Raw genomic sequence first — 18,920 nt, forward strand, 5'->3', positions numbered from 1 at the left:
CTTTTGTATCTGTAGTAGTAACTTCTACATCTGCTGAATCGACAATTGTAATTGATTCTTCAGAAATTTGGTAAGTTTTACTTTCTTGCGCAGCTGCTTCTGAAACGTTAGCATTTTTAAAAGATGGATGGGGATTTGAAGAATCTAATGCACTCCACTTTTTATTTTCATTTGAATGACATTTTTTGTCCATATGTTCACCCCCTTTCAATCTAAATAATTATTAACCTGTGATTGTATTTCTGAAACAATATTTTTAATTTGCTGCTTTTTTTCTGGTGATAAATCTTTTAACTTTTCTTCACTTATCCCATGCCTATTCAAAATATCTGAGAGTAAAAGGTCTATGATTATATTCTTTTGATCCTTATCAAATTTAAAGGAAGAAAATTTGTTTAAATCATCCATTTACAATATTCACTCCAATCAATTTTCTGCAAAGATTTTAAATAACTACAAGCATTATATGTTTTTTAATACAAATTGCTTGGACAAGTAACTGAATATTATCTTTTCAACGTTTTTACTAATAAAATAAAAAAGCTGGCTTCTAATAAGAAGTCAGCTTTCCTTCACTTCACATAAACATAAGTTTCATTTACTGTTAAATAATGTGTTTAACCTTTACTCTTGTTTTCCACACTTACTTTCCCATTAATCTTGAATATTAGTTCAGTCATAATAAGAAGTCCAAGCTTGTACCACATATTACAACAAAAAACATTTACTTAGAGTAAACCCTTATCGCTAAATATAAACAAGTTAGAAACCTTATAAAATGTTTAGTTTAACTAGTAAAGCTAATAAAATTTGAAGGAGAATTTGAATATTCACTGCAATATCTGTATCAGTAGTTGTTACGGTTACGTTTCTAGAATTTTTAATGATTGTTTTTTGTCTATTAATTTGTTTAATAGATGATTTTTGAAATAATTCTTGTGTTATTTTATCTGCTTTTTCACTATCTGCTATAGAAATACTTACTACAACCACAATAGCTGCTTGTAATGCCGCTTGGATAGATAGTGCAGCTTTTGTATCTGTAGTAGTAACTTGTACATCTGCTGAATCAACTATTTCAATATATTCCTCAGAAACTTGATCAATCTCATCTGTTTGTATAGCTTCTTCTAAAAAATTAGCATTTTTACTAAACGAATAAGAATTTAATGGTTCTGAATCCTGTTTTTTTGGTTCAGAATACCGATTTAATGGATCCCGTTTTTTCTTTCTTCTACAAACTTCACAATCACACATAAAACCACTCCTTTTAGTCTAAAAAGTTGGCAATATTAAAATATTGACTAACTACTAGCATCTTATGTATTTTCAAAAAATTTGTTTGGACAAGTAACTTAATCTTCTATTTTATTTCTACTTCTTTTTTAATAAAAGAAAGCTGCCTTCTAATAAGAAGACAGCTTTCTTTGTAACGAATCTAGTCTAGATTTCATACAATATAATTGTTCCTTTCTTATAACCTGAGCTCGTCACTTTAGTTATAAAAATGTGAGTATATCCTATAACCTTTTTTAGGGATCATCCATAATTTATTTCATAAAAAGTGCTTTATTTTACTGAAAGGTGGTTGCGGAAACAACCACCTTTTTATTCGGAACAAAATAAAAATTTTATATAAAAGGCCCATAATTAAATACACTTAACTTCATATGATATATTGCATCCTTTCTTTTTAGAATGAGTAGTCGTTACTGAAGGGCACTTTTCGAAGTGCTCTTATTTTTAAATCCCTTTTCTTTTTCAGGAGGTTTTTTTGCTAAATTCTAATACGATTTTTATCACTCAGGCTGGTGATTATTATATTTCCTTACTAGTTCCAATAATATAGTAGCTACACCAATTAAAATAAACCTATAAACTCTATACGCTTAAATAATAATGCGTTACCAAACACACGAACTAGTTTTACACTAAATTCACAAGGTTCTTATCCTCTTTTAGTTGAAGTTATCATTTGAATACCAGCAAATCCACAACTTCAACTAATAAATTTTGCAAATGTGCTATATCAAAGTTCTTTTGATATAGCATCTTATGTTTTATATAATAAAGATAGTGCTAGTATTCCGAAGGAGGATGTCTATGAGTATCCAAATGGCTACATCTAATGATTTAGAATGGATTAATAATCAATATGACTCAATAGGATTTGTACGCAGTGATTTAAAAAGAGATAAAGTTGCAATCATTACATATAACAATGAGTATGCAGGTGTTGGCCGGTTAGTCCAAATAGATGAAAATACTTTAGAAATGGGTGGGATACTTATTCTTCCTAAATTTAGAGGTCTACAATTAGCTGGGGAACTTGTTTCATTTTTAGTAGAAACTGCGAAGAAATTACAAGTACAACATGTATATTGCCTTCCTTTTGAGGAATTAGAAAACTTTTATAAGAAATATGGCTATACTGAGGTCGATACTACGAAAGAATTTGTTCATCCAATTATTCTAGAAAAATATAATTGGTGTTTGGATCATTATGAAAAGCATGTTTTATTATTTAAGTTGTAAAGGTACCTAAAGTGAGTATATATATTAATTATACTTGCCCATAGATAATAACCCTACTTTATTTGGTCTACATCAGCTTCTACAAGATATACTATTACTACTTACGCTATCTTTTTCCTTAACCTTACTTTTGTATAAAAGATTAGTTTGTTTAAAATTACCTTAAATCGTATTTAAATAAACTAATCGAAACGCGAATTCCTATATAATACAATTAAGTAATTAAAAGGAGCGTTATTTATGATAGATGTAGTAAGACTCGTTATCTTTACTGTAGTTGCAATTGGTGCCATTATTAACATATACATAGAATTAAAAAAACCTAAAAAAAGTATATTCTCAATCGTTTTTTTATCAGTACTCTTAATTGGATCCTCAGGGTTAATTAAAAATATTTTATCTCAACTTTTATAATAGATTGATTAAAAATCAACCTCCCGTCAATAATGTAAGTAACATGATTGTATCTCTCCATTCCCCCTTTGGAGAGGAGCAGTTAGCTTTTGCTAACTGCTCTTTTATTTGAAAATACGATTTCATCTATTATCCACAAAATAAGTATCATACGCCTTATCAAAAACATATCCTAGTTTTTCAGCTAATTTTGCAGATGTAGTATTCGCTGCATCCCAGTTTGGGTATATCTCTTTTTCTAAACAGTCCAAGATTAGTGCTGCACTAACTATAGTCGCTAACCCTTTTCTTCTATGATTGTAATTAGTCGCTACTTCAATTTCAATCCCGCTATCATAAATGCTATATGATGATGCACCGCATACAACTTCTCCTTTATACAAAACACAATATCTTATACCTCGGTTTATATAATCTTCAACTGATTGAAATTGACTTGTAAAATCTTCAGAGACTTTATGTAATGTAGAGTTATTTACAATATGTTCATCTATTTTTCTTAACTCGTATCCTTTTGGAAACATCGATAATTTCTTTTCGGCTCACAACCCACTTACACCCCATCCCTTCTCTATATGTTTTATCTCATACACATAATATGAGGGGGGTATGAGATAAGCTTGGACAATATAACTTTAACGTAGGAATATACTACCTACTCATCTCATTAATAATGAAATTACGCCAATAATGAGTAATAACGCATAAATTTCCCTATAAATACATATAACGATTTCATCTTTCATAAAAAAAACGTTATAATGAAGTGTAGCCTCTACGATTACGTTATAAAGGAGATTAAAACAATGGCTAAAATTAAAGTATACCAAGCAAAAGAAGAAAATATGGAAGCAGTAAAAAACATCATTGATGTTGAAGAACAAAATCCAACTGCTGAAAACTTACAAAATCTATACGCATGTGTATTAGATACTGAAGATATGGCATTGCCTGAATCATACATTGAAGAAGATATCTTAATTGATTCTATTGAAGTTATGGTTAACGCTTCTCAAAGCAAAATAAGAGACCTAGGTGCTTACGATGTAATCGAAGTTCAAAACAAAGGTAAGAAAACACAAATTTTATTATTAGCAGACGAAGAATACGAAATCATCGAAGGCTAATCTAAAACCGTACATACGAAAAAGCTCCTTTCCAATTGGAAGGGAGCTTTTTCATTACGCTTTAGATGTTTCGCTCTTTTTATTCTTTTGTTGTTTCTTCATTACCATACGCTCATTTCCCATAAAGAAAATAAATATGAATGCTAAACCAGCTGGTACCAATGCCCACATAAATGTTTGGACAATTGAGCTAGAAAGAGCATCAATAATTTTATCTAATATTTGCGGCGGGATTTGAGATCTTGCCGCTTCTGATAGAATAGCTCTTGAATCTCCTAAAGCGTTTGTATTCATTCCTCCGCTCATACCCTTAAATGCTTCTTCTAATTGATCTTGGAAACCTGTTCTTTGGATCATTCCGAAGATTGTAATACCAAGCGTCATGCCTAATGAACGAATAAAGTTACTCGTTGAAGTCGCAGACCCTCGCTGTTCCATACCAAAGTTGTGGATAGCCGCCATACTTAGTACAGAGAATGAGAAACCAACCCCAAATCCGATAATAATCATATACACTGTTAATAATGCACGACTTGTTTCTGGCGTTAATGTACTTAATAAGAATAGTCCTATTAGCATAATAACAGCAGAAATAATCATAATGTTTCTGTAGCTAAGCTTCGTCGTTAAAAATCCACCTAATTGCGCTGTTACAACTGATCCTAACATCATCGGTAATAGTAGTAATCCTGAGTTTGTTGCGGTACCACCGTATACACCTTGAATGAATAACGGTATGTACACAGTTGCTGACATAAACGCAGCACCGTAACATAATGCAATAATTGTACTCATTCCGAATAAGCGCTGCTTAAACATCTCAAATGATATGATCGGCTCTTCTACTTTTCGTTCAATAAAAATAAATGTAACAATTAAAATAGCGAATGCACCAAATAAACTTAAAATAAAGCTAGAATCCCAGTCATATTTTTGTCCGCCAAGCTCTAAAGCAAACATTAAACAAACTACTGCACCAACTAAAGTAATTGCACCAAACCAGTCAATTTTTTGCTTTCTATGAACTCGTGACTCTTTATAAAAGAATGTAATAAAAATAAGTGCTAAAATGCCAAGCGGTAAGTTAATGTAAAATACCCAGTGCCAGCTAATATAATCTGTAATATACGCGCCAAGCAACGGTCCAAAAATACTCGATAAACCAAATACTGCTCCGAATAAACCGCCCATTTTCCCGCGCTTTTCAGGAGGAAAAATATCAAAAACGATAGTAAACGCGATCGGCACTAATGCCCCACCACCAATACCTTGAATGGCACGATAAATACCTAACTGTGTAATATTTTCAGCAGTACCACAAAGTGCCGAACCAATCATAAAAACGATTAAACCAAAAATAAAGAATCTCTTTCTACCATACATATCTGATAGTTTACCGAATATCGGCATGCCTGCCATTTCTGCGACCATATAGGCAGAAACGACCCATACAAAGTTTTCAAGACCTCCTAAGTCACCAACAATCGTTCCCATCGCTGTTACGACAATGGTATTATCCATTGATGCCATTAAAATACCTAGCAATAAGCCCGCCACAACAAAGCCGAGCTTATTATTCTTCTCAACCATAACCTTTCTCTCCCTCGTACTACTTATATTTGTTTATGTTCTTTAACGACTGCATTACCCTTTTGATTAAAACTAGTATGATATTCTACAACACTAATTTCACACCCAGGGCCAATTGTAACGTTGTTTCCTCTCACTACTTCAGCAATCGTATGTTCTAAATAAATATCATCTCCTTCCACAATTGAAGTTTGGAGGTTTCCAACATGACTAATAAAAGGAAGAAATCTCGCTTTTTTACGAATCGTAATGTTTTTACCACCAATTTCTCTTACCTTACTTCCTTCATAACGAAGTGAGATTTGAATATTTTCAGCATTAAGTAATCCATCACTTTCAAGACCACCAGTTAATGATAAATCTTCTACTTCAATATTTCCCCTAACATTTAAAGCACCTTTTACATCGACAAAATCACCTGAAAACTTCCCCGCAATATCTATCATACCTCTAACTTTTGTTTTTTCAATATGTGCATCACCATGAATTTGTGTATTACCGTATACTTTTACATATTCTGCATCTACATTTCCTTGTACTTCACTATCTCCATACACAACATAATTTTTCACTTTCATATTACCCCGTACATCACTCGTGCCGTACGTTTTAAATTCATTACAGCTCATATCATTAGAAATCGTTCCTTCACCGCGAATCTTCACTTTATTATAATCTCCGCCTGCTGAATTGCCGGAACCATTTACTGTGAGACTATGTGGATGTTCCATATTGCTTTCTCCCTCCCATTAAACCTGCTTAATTTCTTTTACATTTGCGCTTTTATCAACAGTCAGAACACCTGTATATTCAATGAATTCAATCTCACAGTTCGGTCCTACTGTAATATTGTTTCCTCTTACCGTTCTTATGTGAGCATAATCAATATCAATATTGTCCCCTTCTAATAGTTCAGCTTCTAACTGCAAGCCAAATACTGTTTTAAATAGCCTACTTAATGTACCTGATCTATGCCTTACTTTAATCGTTTGACCACCAATTTCTTTCGCGCGACATGTACCGTGAATATTAATATTTATTTCATCAGCGCTTAATAATCCGCCAATTGTAAATTGTCCTTCTGAAGAAAAAGTATCCACTTCACAATTACCGTCAATTGTTGCTTGACCATTGACTTTAAATTCTTCACCTGTGACATTTCCGCCTATCGTACCTTTTCCTGCAATTTTCAAACTGTTTGCCTTTACATTTTGCGTAATTGTAGCTTTTCCATCAATTCGCATCGTTTCAGCATGAACTGTGCCATCGACTTTACCAGATCCGCTAATTCGTGCACTGTTACTTTTCAAATCGCCAGTAACTGCTCCGTAACCGTTACATTCAAATTGCTCACATTCGACATTTCCATTCACAGTTCCTTTTCCGTTTAATTGCACTTTATGAAACTCACCGCCATTCGATGAACCGTAACCATTTATAATCAAATTATCTGTACGCATACTTACTCCTCCATTACAACAATTTAGTTTTTAATGCTTCGGTATATTTCATAATCGCTTCGCGTAAAACGATTTTGGTGCCTTTTTCAAAAATTAAGTCGTCCACGTTTGAAACTAATAAACATGTAGAAATCCCTAACTTTCGAATAATGATTAAGTCACACGTTTTATGTTTCATTGCTTCATAATTTTCACGTAAAACTTGCAAGACCATTTTTCCTTCTTCTAAACTAATTTCTCCCGATTGTAGTAATTCTTCTAACATGTACACATAAAGAATATCTACAAATTGAAACTCCGCTGTTTTATTCGTTTGTTCTATGAAAAATTGTAAAACTGGTTCTGATGCAATCCCCTTACGTAAAATGTCTTCCTTCGTTAAAAGAATTTCCCTCACACTCGGCGAAAACATATTTGCTAGTTCATCAAGTGATAGATCCTCTTTCATCGTTTGAATTTTATCAATACGCTCTAATATCTTTTCTTTCGGAAAAAATGTTTCCTGACCCGTGAATGTAGACTTTCGTACAAACCAATCTTCCGGTATTAATTTTTTTCTTTTCCACCTATATAATTGTCCGTATGAAATACCAGTAAGTTCTAATAAATCTTTTTTTGAAATTAAATCTGTACTCAACTGTATAACACTCCTTCCTGATAACAATGTAACATAACACTGTTACGCTGTAAATAGACTTTTATCACAAGTAACGTAACAATGTGTAAAACAACCCTGTTTCACAAAAAAACAGGGTTGTCACGCATCTTATAAAATGCGTAAAAACCCTTATATATCAACATGTAAACCATATTTCATAAAAATCAATCCACCCTTGTGAATTAATCATTATATTTTGTACTTTTTCATGAGAAGTTACTTGTTGTTTGTTACGGTATAAAGGAATTATATGAATGTGACGTAACAAAGTGTCTTCAATTTCGCGTAACAGTGTAACTCTTTTCTCTACTTGTTCTTGTTTAAAATAAGTGGACAATGATTTATGAAAATCTACGCTGCTTTGCCCATGAATAAAACTGTTTTTTGTAAGAAACATATATAGCAAACTATCTTCTATTCGTTCGCTAATTGTTGCGCTATCATGCATTATATCAGCCTTTTGTATCGTACTTATTTCTAAAAGATCTTCTATTTCAAGAAAATTAGTTTCTACACGAATCCCGTACTTCGCACACTCTTTTTGTATCCATTGTGCATCTTCAACGTGATCTCGTCCTGTAAATGTATATAGTTGTAGCACTTCATTATGATACGTACTTCTCTTAATTAAACTTTCGATATCTTCCTCAATTTCTACTATGCTTTCATTTGCTAATATTAGTTTCTTTGCCACTTCTCCACGTTCTCCGCCGAGTTCTTGAACGATTTTATCGCCATGAATAATTTTATATAGCGCTTTCCGAAACAGTTCATCTTGCATTGGCCCTTCTTTTACAAGATTACACGTTACATATGTCACGTTCGATTCAAGCCGTGAAAGTTCTTTATTGAGATTTTCTTTATCTTTATACTGCGCCTTTACTAACACGTCATAAGTATTTACATTTTGCTCCACATTCAATAGTTCAATTCGGTCAAGAAAAGGTCTTTCACGATAATATAAATCATGTACTTCTAATGCAAATAAATGTGTATTCTTCTCTCGTAATATAAAAGGACCTGTACCTATGAAGTTTCCTGCTTCATCTTCAATTACGATAGAACACTGTTCTGCGCTTAGCATATGTAAAAACATCCTATTTACCGTATGTAATTGAATTTCAACAACAAATTCATCCACTGCACGGAAACTTTCAACATGTTGTAACATCCATGCGTGTGGGTTGTTTTCAGCTTTCATAAATCGATTCAATGAATGTATAACATGATGTGCAGTGAGTCGTTTTCCATTATGAAGACGAACGCCTTTTCGTAAATAAAAAGTCCATACCTTTTCAGCATCATTATATTCCCATTGAAAAGCAAGCCTTGGTTCTATAGAATTTGTTTCTTCATTTACATATACGAGTGTATCAAAAAGATGTTTAACCATATGACATTCTGAGCGCATCGTAGCGTAAACCGGATCTAAAGCGATGTCCAGGTTCATTTGTACTTGCAAACGAAGTACATCTTTTCTTCCTTCAGATGTCCGTTCTATTTGATGACCAAATATAGAATCTACCCAAGCTTCATACTCTTTCTTTATTGATGGAAATTGTGAGCTGTAGCGTTCTACAAATGAGATTCCACTTTTCACATCTCCTTTTTTCGTTAATTCTTTTCCTCTTTCTAAAATTAGTGGAATTGGTTGCTTTTGAAATATTAATTTAGAACGATTCCCTCTCCCGCGACCTGGAAACCAAGTGATCCAATGTAACTCTTCTAATTTTTTTATAATTAATTTACTATTACGCTCTGTACAAAATAATGTTTCTGCTATCATTTGTACGGTTACTTCTAATCGTTCTCCTTCTCGTCTCCCTTTACCGTAGACACACCATAGTTCAATATATTGATCTAAAATAAACATCATACTCCCCCTAAAAGGTGAAAAATAACCCCTTTTATTTCTACCCTTTTTCTCTTTCTCCTTTCATCTTATCATTTCAATATAGAAAGGAGGAATTAATATTGACCAATCTCTTACTACGTTATAACAAACCAATTATTATAAGAATGTGCGGCGAATTATTAACCCGAACAACAGAATCCATGTTAGCCATCATTATGATTATTTACGTTGATAAAATGTTAAACGGTAATATCATAATAACTATGCTAATTTTCGGATTACAACCACTTTCAGACATTGTATTTACACTTATTGCTGGGGGAGTTACTGATAAATATGGACGAAAAAAAATTATGTTACTCGGCTTATTACTACAAGGTATTGCAATTGGCAGCTTCGTCTTTGCTCAATCTGTTTTTATATTTGCATTATTATACGTCATAAATGGGGTTGGCCGCTCCTTATATATTCCCGCTCAACGGGCACAAATTGCTGATTTAACAAAACAAGGACAGCAAGCGGAAATCTTCTCTCTTCTGCAAACGATGGGAGCAATAGGTACTCTAATCGGTCCTTTAATTGGTACTATTTTTTATAAGACTCACCCTGAATATGTATTTATAGTGCAAAGCATTACACTTATAGCATATGCAGTCGTTGTTTGGACGCAGCTTCCAGAAACTGCTCCGGCAATGACAACACCAACGCAAAAGCTTGAAGTATCATCTCCAAAGCAATTTGTACACAAACATTACGCCGTATTTGGACTAATGATCACTACAATTCCTATTAGCTTTTTTTATGCACAAACTGAAACAAATTATCTTATTTTCGTGAAACATACACTTCCGGATTTCGATCGCATACTCGTTTTTATTACAACATGCAAAGCTCTTATGGAAATCACTCTACAAGTTTTCCTTGTAAAATGGTCTGAACAATTTTCTATGGCGAAAATCATACTTATTGCTTACACCTGCTTTACGATAGCTGCAATTGGCTATGGATTTTCAGCAACAATCTTGTCATTATTTTTCACATTACTCTTTTTAGTCATTGGAGAAAGTGTTGCGTTCAACCATTTACTTCGATTCGTTTCAGAAATCGCTCCTACAGATAAACGTGGATTGTATTTTTCAATTTACGGGTTACATTGGGATGTATCTCGAACGTGCGGTCCTGTTATCGGTGCGGTTTTATTAAGTAAACTAAACGGCAGTATGCTATTTTATATTTGTGCTTGTTTCTTAACAATTGGAGGCATTATTCAAGTTCTTTTTGTTCAAAATTTAGAGCGTAAGAAAAAAAGAAAAGATATTCAAAAAGATGTTTTAGAGCATCCCCATCATATTTTATAAAAGGAAGTTTCTTATTTACACAAAAAAAGGATGTCACATGGTCATCGATTTCGACTTTTGTGACATCCTTTTTTATTATCCTACCCTGCCATTTTATTAATACTATCCTCAGGTGAAAATACCGAAATATGATTTACCTTACCAGTCGATTTTGGAATAATGAATTTTAACTCAAACTGATTGTTTACTTTATATACATATATTTTATCTTCACCATTTCCTTTAACTGAAGTTGGTTTTCCTAATGCTTTTTCTATTTCTTGTAATGTAATTGATTTTAGTTCTGCATGATAGGAGCGTACATCAAAAACTTGTGATCCTTTATTAAAACCGCAGGAAACATTTTTATTTGTATAAGTAGCGTACATTCCATTTCCTGCTTGTTCCGTTTTATCTGCTTTCCCCCACGCTTTTTCTATTTCTTCAATATCTCCTGTATGCGCTGCAAACGGAACGTTAGGTACTTTTCCTTCTTTCGCTAATTCAAACAATTCTTTAACGTGGTTAATTGATTTTTGATTGATTACTGTATCTTTCGTACTTGGATCTGGCTTTGGTATTGTTGATCCTTCATTATTTGATTTTTCATCAGGCTCTTTCTTTTCTTCAGAAGTATTATTCTGTTCATTTTTACTATTTTCCGTTGTTGGATCTGTTTCCTTTTTTTCGTCCGTTCCTTTACATGCTACTAATGCAAAAATGCATGTAAAAGCGAGAAATAACATACCTATCTTCACATACACTCTCATACATTTCAGCCCCCTATCATAATCTGATTCATTTCGATAACCAATCCATTACAGATCTTTTCAAATTGTGTTTGTTCCAAAAAGTAAATACTTCACTCTCGCCCAATGCTTGTGCAACATATTCTACAAAAGCTGTTCCTAAAAAATAACCGAGTCGGTTGTACCCAAAATATTGTCCGCCAGATAACCGAAACCACTCTTTCTCTTTTTCAAACGTCCATCCTTCTATATAATCTTCCAAAAAACGTTTCTTTATTTGTTCTTCATTTTCTATACAATATTGTAACCAACGTTCACCATCATCGTCATATGAGTAATACACTGATTCATTTAAACCTTTCACAATTTGCTTTGATACATATGTTGCAATACCTTCACGATACAAATTAACTGCCGCATCGGTCCACTCAGCTTTCTCCCAATCCATTCCATTATTTTGTAACATAACATTATGATATATATGCCCTATTTCGTGAGCAACCATAACACGAAGATGATTCAAATCTGGAGATAATTTTTCTACCGCAAAAAATATATCTCCCATGATCTCCCTCTCTACGAATGCATTAGATCCAAAAGCTCCAACAAATATGTGGAATTTCATATTTACATCAAAGCTATATTTATTACGATATTTATTCGTTATCTCTTGAATAATAGTCGGTAATGTTTCTGCAATGATACGAATATCTTCTATTTTTGCGGGATATAGGTTAATGGCATTAGAAAGACGTTCTTTCGTTTTAGGACAATGATACTTAAAGTATTCTTCAAATATCTCTGGATGCGAAGTGAAGTATTGATTGAGGACCGCTAATTCTACGTCGGTGCTTTCCCATAATTTTAAAAAACTTGGAATTGTATTGTTTATCATTTTTCCATCTCCTTATATATCCCTTCTCGCCATTTACACTGCAATCCTTCCTTAAATAGAAAAAAGCTGCCCCAAAAGGACAGCTTTACATATGTATTTTTACACTTCGATTGACTTTCCATCTTCAACAATATGATAAAGTAAGTGAGCTAAATGATGAATTGGACCATACTCTTCCTCTTCTTCATCTGTTTCACCTTGGAATTCAAGATCGTTTAAGTATAATGCTAAAAATTGATAGTATAGTTTTAAATCAAATCCGTAGCACGCAGTTGGTTCTTCATGATCTCCTTCATATTGTAGCATTAAGTATTGATCATTTCCTTCTGCATCTTCTGCGTCAAAGAATACGAAGAATCCAACGTTTGTATCTAAATCAAATAGATGACGAGTACCTTTTTCTGTTGCTTTGTTGAAGTCCTCTTCACTTAATTTATGTACTGTTGTCGCTTTTGCATTATCTTCTTGATGGAAATTTACTGTAAATGTTTTCAATGCTGACACCTCCTGATTGTATAATACTAGCATAACATATAAAAAGGACTGCTTACAAATGTAAACAGTCCTTACATTCATTTTCGCATTGCTCGCAATAAGAAGCTTACGATGAAGATTAAAATAATCGCACCGATTAAAGCTGGAATAATTGCATATCCGCCGATTACTGGGCCGAAACTACCAAGTAATTTCCCACCAATCCAAGAACCAATAATACCAGCAATAATATTACCAATTACACCACCAGGTACATCCCTGCCAGTAATTAAACTAGCTAACCATCCTAATATACCACCAACGATTAAAGACCAAATCATATGATAACCTCCTTTATATTTCACCAATCAAAATATAATTAGAAACAATTGCTTACCATTAGTTATGCTACATTTTTCATAAGTTATTCATACAGTTCAACTATTAGATTATTTCAAAATAATGAACAACTAGTTTTTGGATTAGTGGTGGAAACCCTTCATATTTCTCATATTATGGGCAATCAGGCTTCAATATTGTACGCATAAACTCTTCTTTGAATGCAGGATAGTTAAAACCAACCGCAATTCTTTGTATTGGCCGATCATCAAACCTTGTTGGCTCAGCGATTTTTCTAAAGTCAGCCACACTTTGTCCTCTTGTTACATCATTTGTCGTACTAATCCAAACTGCAGATTTTTTATATTCAAAAATATCATCATTTATAAATGAAATGAACGGAAGCAAATCGTGAATCGGACTTCCAGCAATACCAGGGTATTCTTTTTTATAAAAATTCTCATAATAAAAATCAATCATTGGTTTAATAAGCTTTGCCTGTCCTGTTCCTTCTTTATTAATAATATCCACCATTTCAGGCGTAATTAGGGCCTGTTGCGTTACATTTAATGGATAAATAGTCGCATTCTTTGCGTACTTCATTACAATATTTGCAGCAATTGGATCTCCATAAAAATTTGCTTCCGATACAGGAGTAACGTTACCAGGAAATAAAAACGCACCGCCCATAATATAATACGAACATATTATATCCATTACATTTGGATATAATAAAAATAATGTTGCCAATGTTGTTAATCGTCCTGTCGCTACGATAATAATATCTTCTGGACAAGGCTCAATTAATTTAATTAATTCACAAAAATTTTCCCGTTTACAAATCCTCATTTCAGGTGGAATAATGGGGCCTAGGCCGTGTTCTCCATGAATTTCAGGAAAAAACAAAGGTTCTTCAGCTGTCATCGGTCTTGCTGCACCCTCAATGATCTTTACTTCTGTAGCATAGTATCTTTCTAAAAAATACACATTTTCCGTTACGATTTCTCGCGATACATTTCCATATTCAGCAACAATACCTATAATATCTAATTTACATGTTTTATTTGCATAAATTAACGCCACAGCATCGTCAATACCAAAGTCTCCAAAAAAGATGATTTTCTTATTAACTATCCTCACCCCTCTTCAGCATAATCTACTATTATTATTATGTAAAAAAGACAAGGCTGTGAAACAGTGCAAACTAAAAAAGCCGCCTATTTATTGGCGACTTCGATCTTTTTATAAGATAAATATGCTAATACATTCTTACTTGAATCGTATTTTGGATTATTTCCTTTTCTCGGTTCTCTCATATGTGTTTTTTCAAATCCAGGAATATCTGGCATTTTCTCCATAAATTCAAGCATTTCTTCTTCAGTTCCTTCAATACGTACGCGAATCATTATTACTTTTCCTCAATTCTCATTTTCTCTGTACTAAGTATAACGTACTTTGAAAAGACTGCAAGGAATTTATCTTTTTAATGTCCCGCTTTTTTTACATATAAACAATGCCATTTCAGTATAAAACGATATAATTTTATTATTTTCATATTGAATGTTAAAGAATTCTTGTATTTCAAGTGATGTTTTCATCATACATTCTGTTAACTTCGCTCGTTTTTGCAAAGGTACATCCATCATATCGCACCACCAGTCAAATTCAAATTTCTTGTCAAAAGTAAGACATGACAGCATTTGCAAACTATTTTTTTCTAACAAGGTAATCCATTCTGTTTTTTTCAACGCTCGTTCATGACTCGGATCCCGCTTTTTTTCTATAAAATTATAAAATGTATCGTATTCATTATTTTCCGGTGAAACATTATCTATTAAAATAAACAATCCATTATCTTCTAACGTCCGATTTACTTCATAAACAAACTGATCTGGATTCGTAAAATGATGTGCTGCAATTCGGCATGTTATCACATCAAATGAACGATCCGAAAACGGCAAACTTTCAGCATTTCCAGCGACAAAAGATACATTTTCATGTCCATTACTTATAATAAAGTTTTTCGCATTCTCTAACATTTTTTCTGTTAAATCAAAGGCAACTACTTCTTGAAACAATGGAGCTAATACATTTGCAACATGTCCTCCGCCAGTAGCAATATCAAGAAGACGATTATTATGACGAGACTCAACTTGTTGAACTACATATTGTAAATCCGGTCCTTTAGCATGAATTTTACTTTTTACATACTTCTCTGCATTATTACCAAACTGTTGTTTCACAAGCTCTTCTTTACTCATTTTATCATCTTCTTTCTATTGTTATTGACATATAGAATTCATATAATAATTAAAGTTCTCTTTATGTATTTTCAAATCCTCTTTTCAGCTCACTTCTTATCATACTGTCCTACATCATATCTATTTTCCGTTTCAATATTAAACAAAAAAGGTTACGGAAACTAGTCCCCTAACCTCACTAAATATCAATTACATTTTTACTTTTTCATCTATATAATATAATCCTCATTCAACTTCATAATAATGTCTATTTCGTTATAAGTAGCCTCACGAGCATGTAAACCAAATTGATCCATGCCAATCCATATCCATCCAGGTGTATGATATAGAACATCTATGTTAAAATAATCTAATTTAGCAAGCTCCGATTTAATAAATTTATCTTTATTAGCGATTTGTTTATTTATTAAACCATATTCTTTTCCATTTTCCAATAGCGATATAATCTCCCCTACAATCGGATGTTCACGAACAATAAAGTGATATTCCTTTTCCTCCACATTCGCCACAATCAAACGAGAATCAGATAAATCAGTTCCTAAATTTGACATCTTTATTTATTCACCTCCTTTATGCGTTCCACAAACATAATAACAAATGAATATTCAAATAATATTAATATAATGTAAAAACTAAAAAGGCTGACTTCTCTTTAGAAATCAACCTTTTTAGTTTGATCATCTGTATACTTTTACAAACTATTATAATGTTTCTTTTTCCTCATCATTTCCGGAAACTAAATTCCCAATAGCATCTACTGTTACTTCCACCACAAATTCACAAATACCTGCTACCACTTCTCCAATCACTTCATCCATCTTTTTACCCCCTTATTTTATGTAACTTATTTGTAGTATAGAAGAGATTGGTTATTTTTAACTATCGGAAAACGTGACAACAACATTACAATTTTGTAAGCTTTTTTATTTTGTTTCGCTTCAATCCTTTGAAACTTCAAGTATGATTCACATACTTATAGGTCATCATAATATTAAGTAAATACTAATTTCGCTAGAGGAGGCGTGTAAAATTTACTACGTAAAATTAATTAAAGGTCAATCCTTCTATGCTTTTGATCATCGTTTCTTAATGTCTGAAGAAGAAGAGGTATCCGAGAAAGTTTATAATTACTTACGTCGTAATGAATTTTTCGAAGTACGTAAAGAAGAATATTCGGCCTAATGACAAAAAAGCATCAGGATCTTATCACAACAAGGTGATAAGATCCTGATGCTTTTTTGTAAGTTACCCTTTTCATCAATTATTGTCGACTCTATTAAAATATTCCATTATTTGTCCAAGCCATTCGATTGCTACTTTCATATTTTAGTATATGAGGAGGTGACGAATATGACTCATATCATTGATTACCAAGCTACTCAACCTATAAGTAAAACGGGTGAAACCACTTTTGCAATCCCAGCTTCTCCAAATAAAGCAATTCTAGCAAATTTGAAAGTAAGAATTTCAAGTAGAGATTCACGTAATAATCGTGTAGAATTAATCGCTACAATTGGTGTAGAAGGTATATCTGGGACTTCACAAGTTTTATTCCGAATTTTCCGTGATAACTTCGAAATTTTCAATGCACAAGCAGGTATTGAATCTACAGATTCTGAGCAATTCTACACTCAAACATTTCAAGCTATAGATCAAAATGTTAGCAGTGGCACACACGAATATTCATTAACTGTAGAAAACCTTACTAGTGGTGCAAGCGCAGAAGTTGTTGGTCCTCTATCTTTTAGCGCTTTAGCTATTGGACAAGAGCGTAAATGCTGCTAAGTGAATCTAATGTTTAATTTTGCAATTGAGAAAAGCGAGACATAGTTATATGTTCTTGCTTTTTTATTTTTTGATAAATCAAAAAGATTGAAATCCGCTGATGAAACACGTAATATAGACTCTGACTCTAAAAAGTTCGTTACTAATAATACATAAAATAAGGAGGTTTTATATACGAGTTTTTCATTTTAAAAGACGGAGAGGTTTTATATTATGTGGCGTAATAAAAATGTTTGGATTGTTTTAATCGGGGAGTTTATTGCTGGTCTAGGGTTATGGCTTGGTATTCTTGGTAACCTTGAGTTTATGCAAAAATATGTCCCTTCTGATTTCATGAAATCAGTTATATTATTTATCGGACTATTAGCTGGTGTTCTAGTTGGTCCTATGGCAGGTCGCATAATTGATCAATATGAAAAGAAAAAAGTTCTTCTTTACGCCGGGTTTGGTCGTGTTATAAGTGTTATTTTTATGTTTTTCGCTATCCAATTTGAAAGTATTGCCTTTATGATTGCATTTATGGTTGCTCTTCAAATTTCAGCAGCATTTTATTTCCCTGCATTACAATCTGTAATCCCGCTCATCGTACGTGAGCATGAGTTATTACAAATGAACGGTGTACATATGAATGTAGGTACAATCGCTCGTATTGCAGGTACTTCACTAGGTGGAATTCTTTTAGTTGTAATGAGTTTACAGTATATGTATGCCTTCTCAATGGCAGCGTACGCTTTATTATTCCTCTCAACTTTCTTCCTACAATTCGAAGATAAGAAATCAACAACACCAAGTAAACAAGCGGCAAAAGATAATAGCTTTATGGAAGTATTTCGTATTTTAAAAGGAATTCCGATTGCTTTCACAGCACTTATATTAAGTATTATCCCGCTATTATTTATAGCTGGATTTAATTTAATGGTAATTAATATTAGCGAAATGCAACATGATCCAACGATTAAAGGATTTATATATACAATTGAAGGTATCGCATTTATGTTGGGTGCCTTCGTTATTAAACGTTTATCGGACCATTTCAAACCTGAAAAGTTACTATATTTCTTCGCAGCTTGTACCGCTTTTGCACATCTATCATTGTTCTTTAGCGATATAAAATGGATGTCTCTTACATCATTTGGTTTATTTGGTTTTAGTGTCGGTTGCTTCTTCCCTATTATGTCGACAATTTTCCAAACGAAAGTGGAAAAAAGCTATCACGGCCGTCTATTCTCATTCCGTAATATGTTTGAGAGAGTTATGTTCCAAATTGTCTTACTTGGCACAGGCTTCTTCTTAGATACGATTGGATTGCAATATATGGTTCTAATCTTCGGAGTTATTTCATTATTAATTATTTTCATATCGCTATCTAAACAGAAACAGTATGAAAAACAACCTTCGCAATCTGCGAATTTATAACATAAACAAAAAGCATGGATTTATT

The 18,920-nt window shown here is 32.9% G+C and carries 22 protein-coding genes and 2 pseudogenes; 7 read left to right on the forward strand and 17 right to left on the reverse strand.

Annotated elements, in window-relative coordinates; genetic code table 11:
- The 3 genes from MR083_RS20350 to MR083_RS20360 form a co-directional block, all read right to left on the reverse strand.
- A partial coding sequence (locus tag MR083_RS20350) for a spore coat protein (RefSeq protein WP_242269761.1) occupies nucleotides 1-193 on the reverse strand: 193 nt, incomplete at its 3' end.
- Between the two features lie 14 nt (nucleotides 194-207).
- Complete coding sequence (locus tag MR083_RS20355) at nucleotides 208-408, reverse strand: hypothetical protein (RefSeq protein WP_000342255.1); 201 nt, start codon at nucleotides 406-408, stop codon at nucleotides 208-210.
- 363 nt (nucleotides 409-771) lie between these two features.
- Nucleotides 772-1,257 carry a spore coat protein gene (locus MR083_RS20360; protein WP_000332787.1) on the reverse strand — a complete coding sequence of 162 codons (486 nt, stop codon included), beginning with the start codon at nucleotides 1,255-1,257 and terminating at the stop codon, nucleotides 772-774.
- An 846-nt stretch (nucleotides 1,258-2,103) separates the two neighbouring features.
- On the opposite strand from MR083_RS20360, the gene MR083_RS20365 reads away from it, so the two are divergent.
- Together MR083_RS20365 and MR083_RS20370 are read left to right on the forward strand one after the other, a co-directional pair.
- Nucleotides 2,104-2,535, forward strand: a complete 432-nt coding sequence (locus MR083_RS20365) for a GNAT family N-acetyltransferase (RefSeq protein WP_242269762.1) — start codon at nucleotides 2,104-2,106, stop codon at nucleotides 2,533-2,535.
- A 240-nt stretch (nucleotides 2,536-2,775) separates the two neighbouring features.
- Nucleotides 2,776-2,949: a hypothetical protein gene (locus MR083_RS20370; RefSeq protein WP_046647385.1), complete on the forward strand. Its 174-nt coding sequence runs from the start codon at nucleotides 2,776-2,778 to the stop codon at nucleotides 2,947-2,949.
- A gap of 122 nt (nucleotides 2,950-3,071) precedes the next feature.
- Here MR083_RS20370 and MR083_RS20375 read toward each other — a convergent pair.
- Nucleotides 3,072-3,479: pseudogene (locus MR083_RS20375) on the reverse strand (GNAT family N-acetyltransferase); the annotation flags it as partial.
- Between the two features lie 276 nt (nucleotides 3,480-3,755).
- Here MR083_RS20375 and MR083_RS20380 point away from each other — a divergent pair.
- Nucleotides 3,756-4,076 carry a hypothetical protein gene (locus MR083_RS20380; protein WP_001062732.1) on the forward strand — a complete coding sequence of 107 codons (321 nt, stop codon included), beginning with the start codon at nucleotides 3,756-3,758 and terminating at the stop codon, nucleotides 4,074-4,076.
- A gap of 54 nt (nucleotides 4,077-4,130) precedes the next feature.
- Here the strand turns inward: MR083_RS20380 and MR083_RS20385 are convergent, their stop codons facing one another.
- The 5 genes from MR083_RS20385 to MR083_RS20405 form a co-directional block, all read right to left on the reverse strand.
- A complete protein-coding gene (locus MR083_RS20385) occupies nucleotides 4,131-5,666 on the reverse strand; it encodes an MDR family MFS transporter (protein ID WP_000229615.1) in 1,536 nt (511 codons plus the stop codon).
- A gap of 23 nt (nucleotides 5,667-5,689) precedes the next feature.
- Nucleotides 5,690-6,397, reverse strand: coding sequence for a hypothetical protein (locus MR083_RS20390; RefSeq protein WP_000400896.1), 708 nt, complete (start codon nucleotides 6,395-6,397; stop codon nucleotides 5,690-5,692).
- 18 nt (nucleotides 6,398-6,415) lie between these two features.
- On the reverse strand, nucleotides 6,416-7,126 hold the full coding sequence (locus MR083_RS20395) for a bactofilin family protein (RefSeq protein WP_001258376.1): 711 nt from the start codon (nucleotides 7,124-7,126) through the stop codon (nucleotides 6,416-6,418).
- Nucleotides 7,127-7,139: 13 nt separating this feature from the next.
- Complete coding sequence (locus MR083_RS20400) at nucleotides 7,140-7,763, reverse strand: YhbD family protein (protein ID WP_242269763.1); 624 nt, start codon at nucleotides 7,761-7,763, stop codon at nucleotides 7,140-7,142.
- Nucleotides 7,764-7,920: 157 nt separating this feature from the next.
- Nucleotides 7,921-9,657, reverse strand: a complete 1,737-nt coding sequence (locus tag MR083_RS20405; protein ID WP_242269764.1) for an ABC transporter substrate-binding protein — start codon at nucleotides 9,655-9,657, stop codon at nucleotides 7,921-7,923.
- Nucleotides 9,658-9,758: 101 nt separating this feature from the next.
- Here MR083_RS20405 and MR083_RS20410 point away from each other — a divergent pair, with 101 nt between their 5' ends.
- The gene (locus MR083_RS20410) at nucleotides 9,759-10,997 is read left to right on the forward strand and encodes an MDR family MFS transporter (protein ID WP_242269765.1); all 1,239 of its coding nucleotides are present in this window, start codon (nucleotides 9,759-9,761) and stop codon (nucleotides 10,995-10,997) included.
- 80 nt (nucleotides 10,998-11,077) lie between these two features.
- On the opposite strand, the gene MR083_RS20415 is transcribed toward MR083_RS20410, so the two are convergent.
- The 8 genes and pseudogenes from MR083_RS20415 to MR083_RS20450 form a co-directional block, all read right to left on the reverse strand.
- A complete protein-coding gene (locus MR083_RS20415) occupies nucleotides 11,078-11,746 on the reverse strand; it encodes a YjgB family protein (protein ID WP_242269766.1) in 669 nt (222 codons plus the stop codon).
- A gap of 28 nt (nucleotides 11,747-11,774) precedes the next feature.
- Nucleotides 11,775-12,620 carry a DUF5700 domain-containing putative Zn-dependent protease gene (locus tag MR083_RS20420; RefSeq protein WP_242269767.1) on the reverse strand — a complete coding sequence of 282 codons (846 nt, stop codon included), beginning with the start codon at nucleotides 12,618-12,620 and terminating at the stop codon, nucleotides 11,775-11,777.
- Between the two features lie 99 nt (nucleotides 12,621-12,719).
- Nucleotides 12,720-13,115, reverse strand: a complete 396-nt coding sequence (locus MR083_RS20425) for a hypothetical protein (protein WP_000847587.1) — start codon at nucleotides 13,113-13,115, stop codon at nucleotides 12,720-12,722.
- Nucleotides 13,116-13,192: 77 nt separating this feature from the next.
- Nucleotides 13,193-13,435: a GlsB/YeaQ/YmgE family stress response membrane protein gene (locus MR083_RS20430; protein ID WP_000638307.1), complete on the reverse strand. Its 243-nt coding sequence runs from the start codon at nucleotides 13,433-13,435 to the stop codon at nucleotides 13,193-13,195.
- Nucleotides 13,436-13,607: 172 nt separating this feature from the next.
- Nucleotides 13,608-14,573, reverse strand: a complete 966-nt coding sequence (locus MR083_RS20435) for a nucleoside hydrolase (protein ID WP_242269768.1) — start codon at nucleotides 14,571-14,573, stop codon at nucleotides 13,608-13,610.
- A 77-nt stretch (nucleotides 14,574-14,650) separates the two neighbouring features.
- Nucleotides 14,651-14,839, reverse strand: a complete 189-nt coding sequence (locus MR083_RS20440; protein WP_000621879.1) for a DUF3970 family protein — start codon at nucleotides 14,837-14,839, stop codon at nucleotides 14,651-14,653.
- Between the two features lie 69 nt (nucleotides 14,840-14,908).
- Entirely contained in the window at nucleotides 14,909-15,694 is a 786-nt protein-coding gene (locus MR083_RS20445; protein ID WP_242269769.1) for a class I SAM-dependent methyltransferase, read from the reverse strand.
- A gap of 189 nt (nucleotides 15,695-15,883) precedes the next feature.
- Nucleotides 15,884-16,245, reverse strand: a pseudogene (locus MR083_RS20450) (hypothetical protein).
- Between the two features lie 478 nt (nucleotides 16,246-16,723).
- Here MR083_RS20450 and MR083_RS20455 point away from each other — a divergent pair.
- The 3 genes from MR083_RS20455 (at nucleotide 16,724) to MR083_RS20465 (ending at nucleotide 18,895) form a co-directional block, all read left to right on the forward strand.
- Nucleotides 16,724-16,876, forward strand: coding sequence for a YqbF domain-containing protein (locus tag MR083_RS20455; RefSeq protein WP_071680000.1), 153 nt, complete (start codon nucleotides 16,724-16,726; stop codon nucleotides 16,874-16,876).
- Nucleotides 16,877-17,044: 168 nt separating this feature from the next.
- On the forward strand, nucleotides 17,045-17,479 hold the full coding sequence (gene exsC / locus MR083_RS20460) for an exosporium protein ExsC (RefSeq protein ID WP_016717751.1): 435 nt from the start codon (nucleotides 17,045-17,047) through the stop codon (nucleotides 17,477-17,479).
- 213 nt (nucleotides 17,480-17,692) lie between these two features.
- Nucleotides 17,693-18,895, forward strand: coding sequence for an MFS transporter (locus MR083_RS20465; RefSeq protein WP_000269241.1), 1,203 nt, complete (start codon nucleotides 17,693-17,695; stop codon nucleotides 18,893-18,895).
- Nucleotides 18,896-18,920 lie beyond the last annotated feature (25 nt).

Origin of the sequence: Bacillus cereus group sp. BfR-BA-01408, assembly GCF_022663305.1 — a bacterium.
Taxonomy (GTDB): domain Bacteria; phylum Bacillota; class Bacilli; order Bacillales; family Bacillaceae_G; genus Bacillus_A; species Bacillus_A pacificus.

What these genes read in the sequence shown, in the direction of transcription:
- MR083_RS20395 (WP_001258376.1), bottom strand. Translation starts at nt 7,126, where the DNA reads ATGCGTACAGATAATTTGATTATAAATGGTTACGGTTCATCGAATGGC.
- MR083_RS20370 (WP_046647385.1), top strand. Translation starts at nt 2,776, where the DNA reads ATGATAGATGTAGTAAGACTCGTTATCTTTACTGTAGTTGCAATTGGT.
- MR083_RS20380 (WP_001062732.1), top strand. Translation starts at nt 3,756, where the DNA reads ATGGCTAAAATTAAAGTATACCAAGCAAAAGAAGAAAATATGGAAGCA.
- MR083_RS20365 (WP_242269762.1), top strand. Translation starts at nt 2,104, where the DNA reads ATGAGTATCCAAATGGCTACATCTAATGATTTAGAATGGATTAATAAT.
- MR083_RS20440 (WP_000621879.1), bottom strand. Translation starts at nt 14,839, where the DNA reads ATGATTCGCGTACGTATTGAAGGAACTGAAGAAGAAATGCTTGAATTT.
- MR083_RS20405 (WP_242269764.1), bottom strand. Translation starts at nt 9,657, where the DNA reads ATGTTTATTTTAGATCAATATATTGAACTATGGTGTGTCTACGGTAAA.
- exsC (WP_016717751.1), top strand. Translation starts at nt 17,045, where the DNA reads ATGACTCATATCATTGATTACCAAGCTACTCAACCTATAAGTAAAACG.
- MR083_RS20420 (WP_242269767.1), bottom strand. Translation starts at nt 12,620, where the DNA reads ATGATAAACAATACAATTCCAAGTTTTTTAAAATTATGGGAAAGCACC.
- MR083_RS20445 (WP_242269769.1), bottom strand. Translation starts at nt 15,694, where the DNA reads ATGAGTAAAGAAGAGCTTGTGAAACAACAGTTTGGTAATAATGCAGAG.
- MR083_RS20390 (WP_000400896.1), bottom strand. Translation starts at nt 6,397, where the DNA reads ATGGAACATCCACATAGTCTCACAGTAAATGGTTCCGGCAATTCAGCA.
- MR083_RS20385 (WP_000229615.1), bottom strand. Translation starts at nt 5,666, where the DNA reads ATGGTTGAGAAGAATAATAAGCTCGGCTTTGTTGTGGCGGGCTTATTG.
- MR083_RS20415 (WP_242269766.1), bottom strand. Translation starts at nt 11,746, where the DNA reads ATGAGAGTGTATGTGAAGATAGGTATGTTATTTCTCGCTTTTACATGC.
- MR083_RS20430 (WP_000638307.1), bottom strand. Translation starts at nt 13,435, where the DNA reads ATGATTTGGTCTTTAATCGTTGGTGGTATATTAGGATGGTTAGCTAGT.
- MR083_RS20465 (WP_000269241.1), top strand. Translation starts at nt 17,693, where the DNA reads ATGTGGCGTAATAAAAATGTTTGGATTGTTTTAATCGGGGAGTTTATT.
- MR083_RS20360 (WP_000332787.1), bottom strand. Translation starts at nt 1,257, where the DNA reads ATGTGTGATTGTGAAGTTTGTAGAAGAAAGAAAAAACGGGATCCATTA.
- MR083_RS20355 (WP_000342255.1), bottom strand. Translation starts at nt 408, where the DNA reads ATGGATGATTTAAACAAATTTTCTTCCTTTAAATTTGATAAGGATCAA.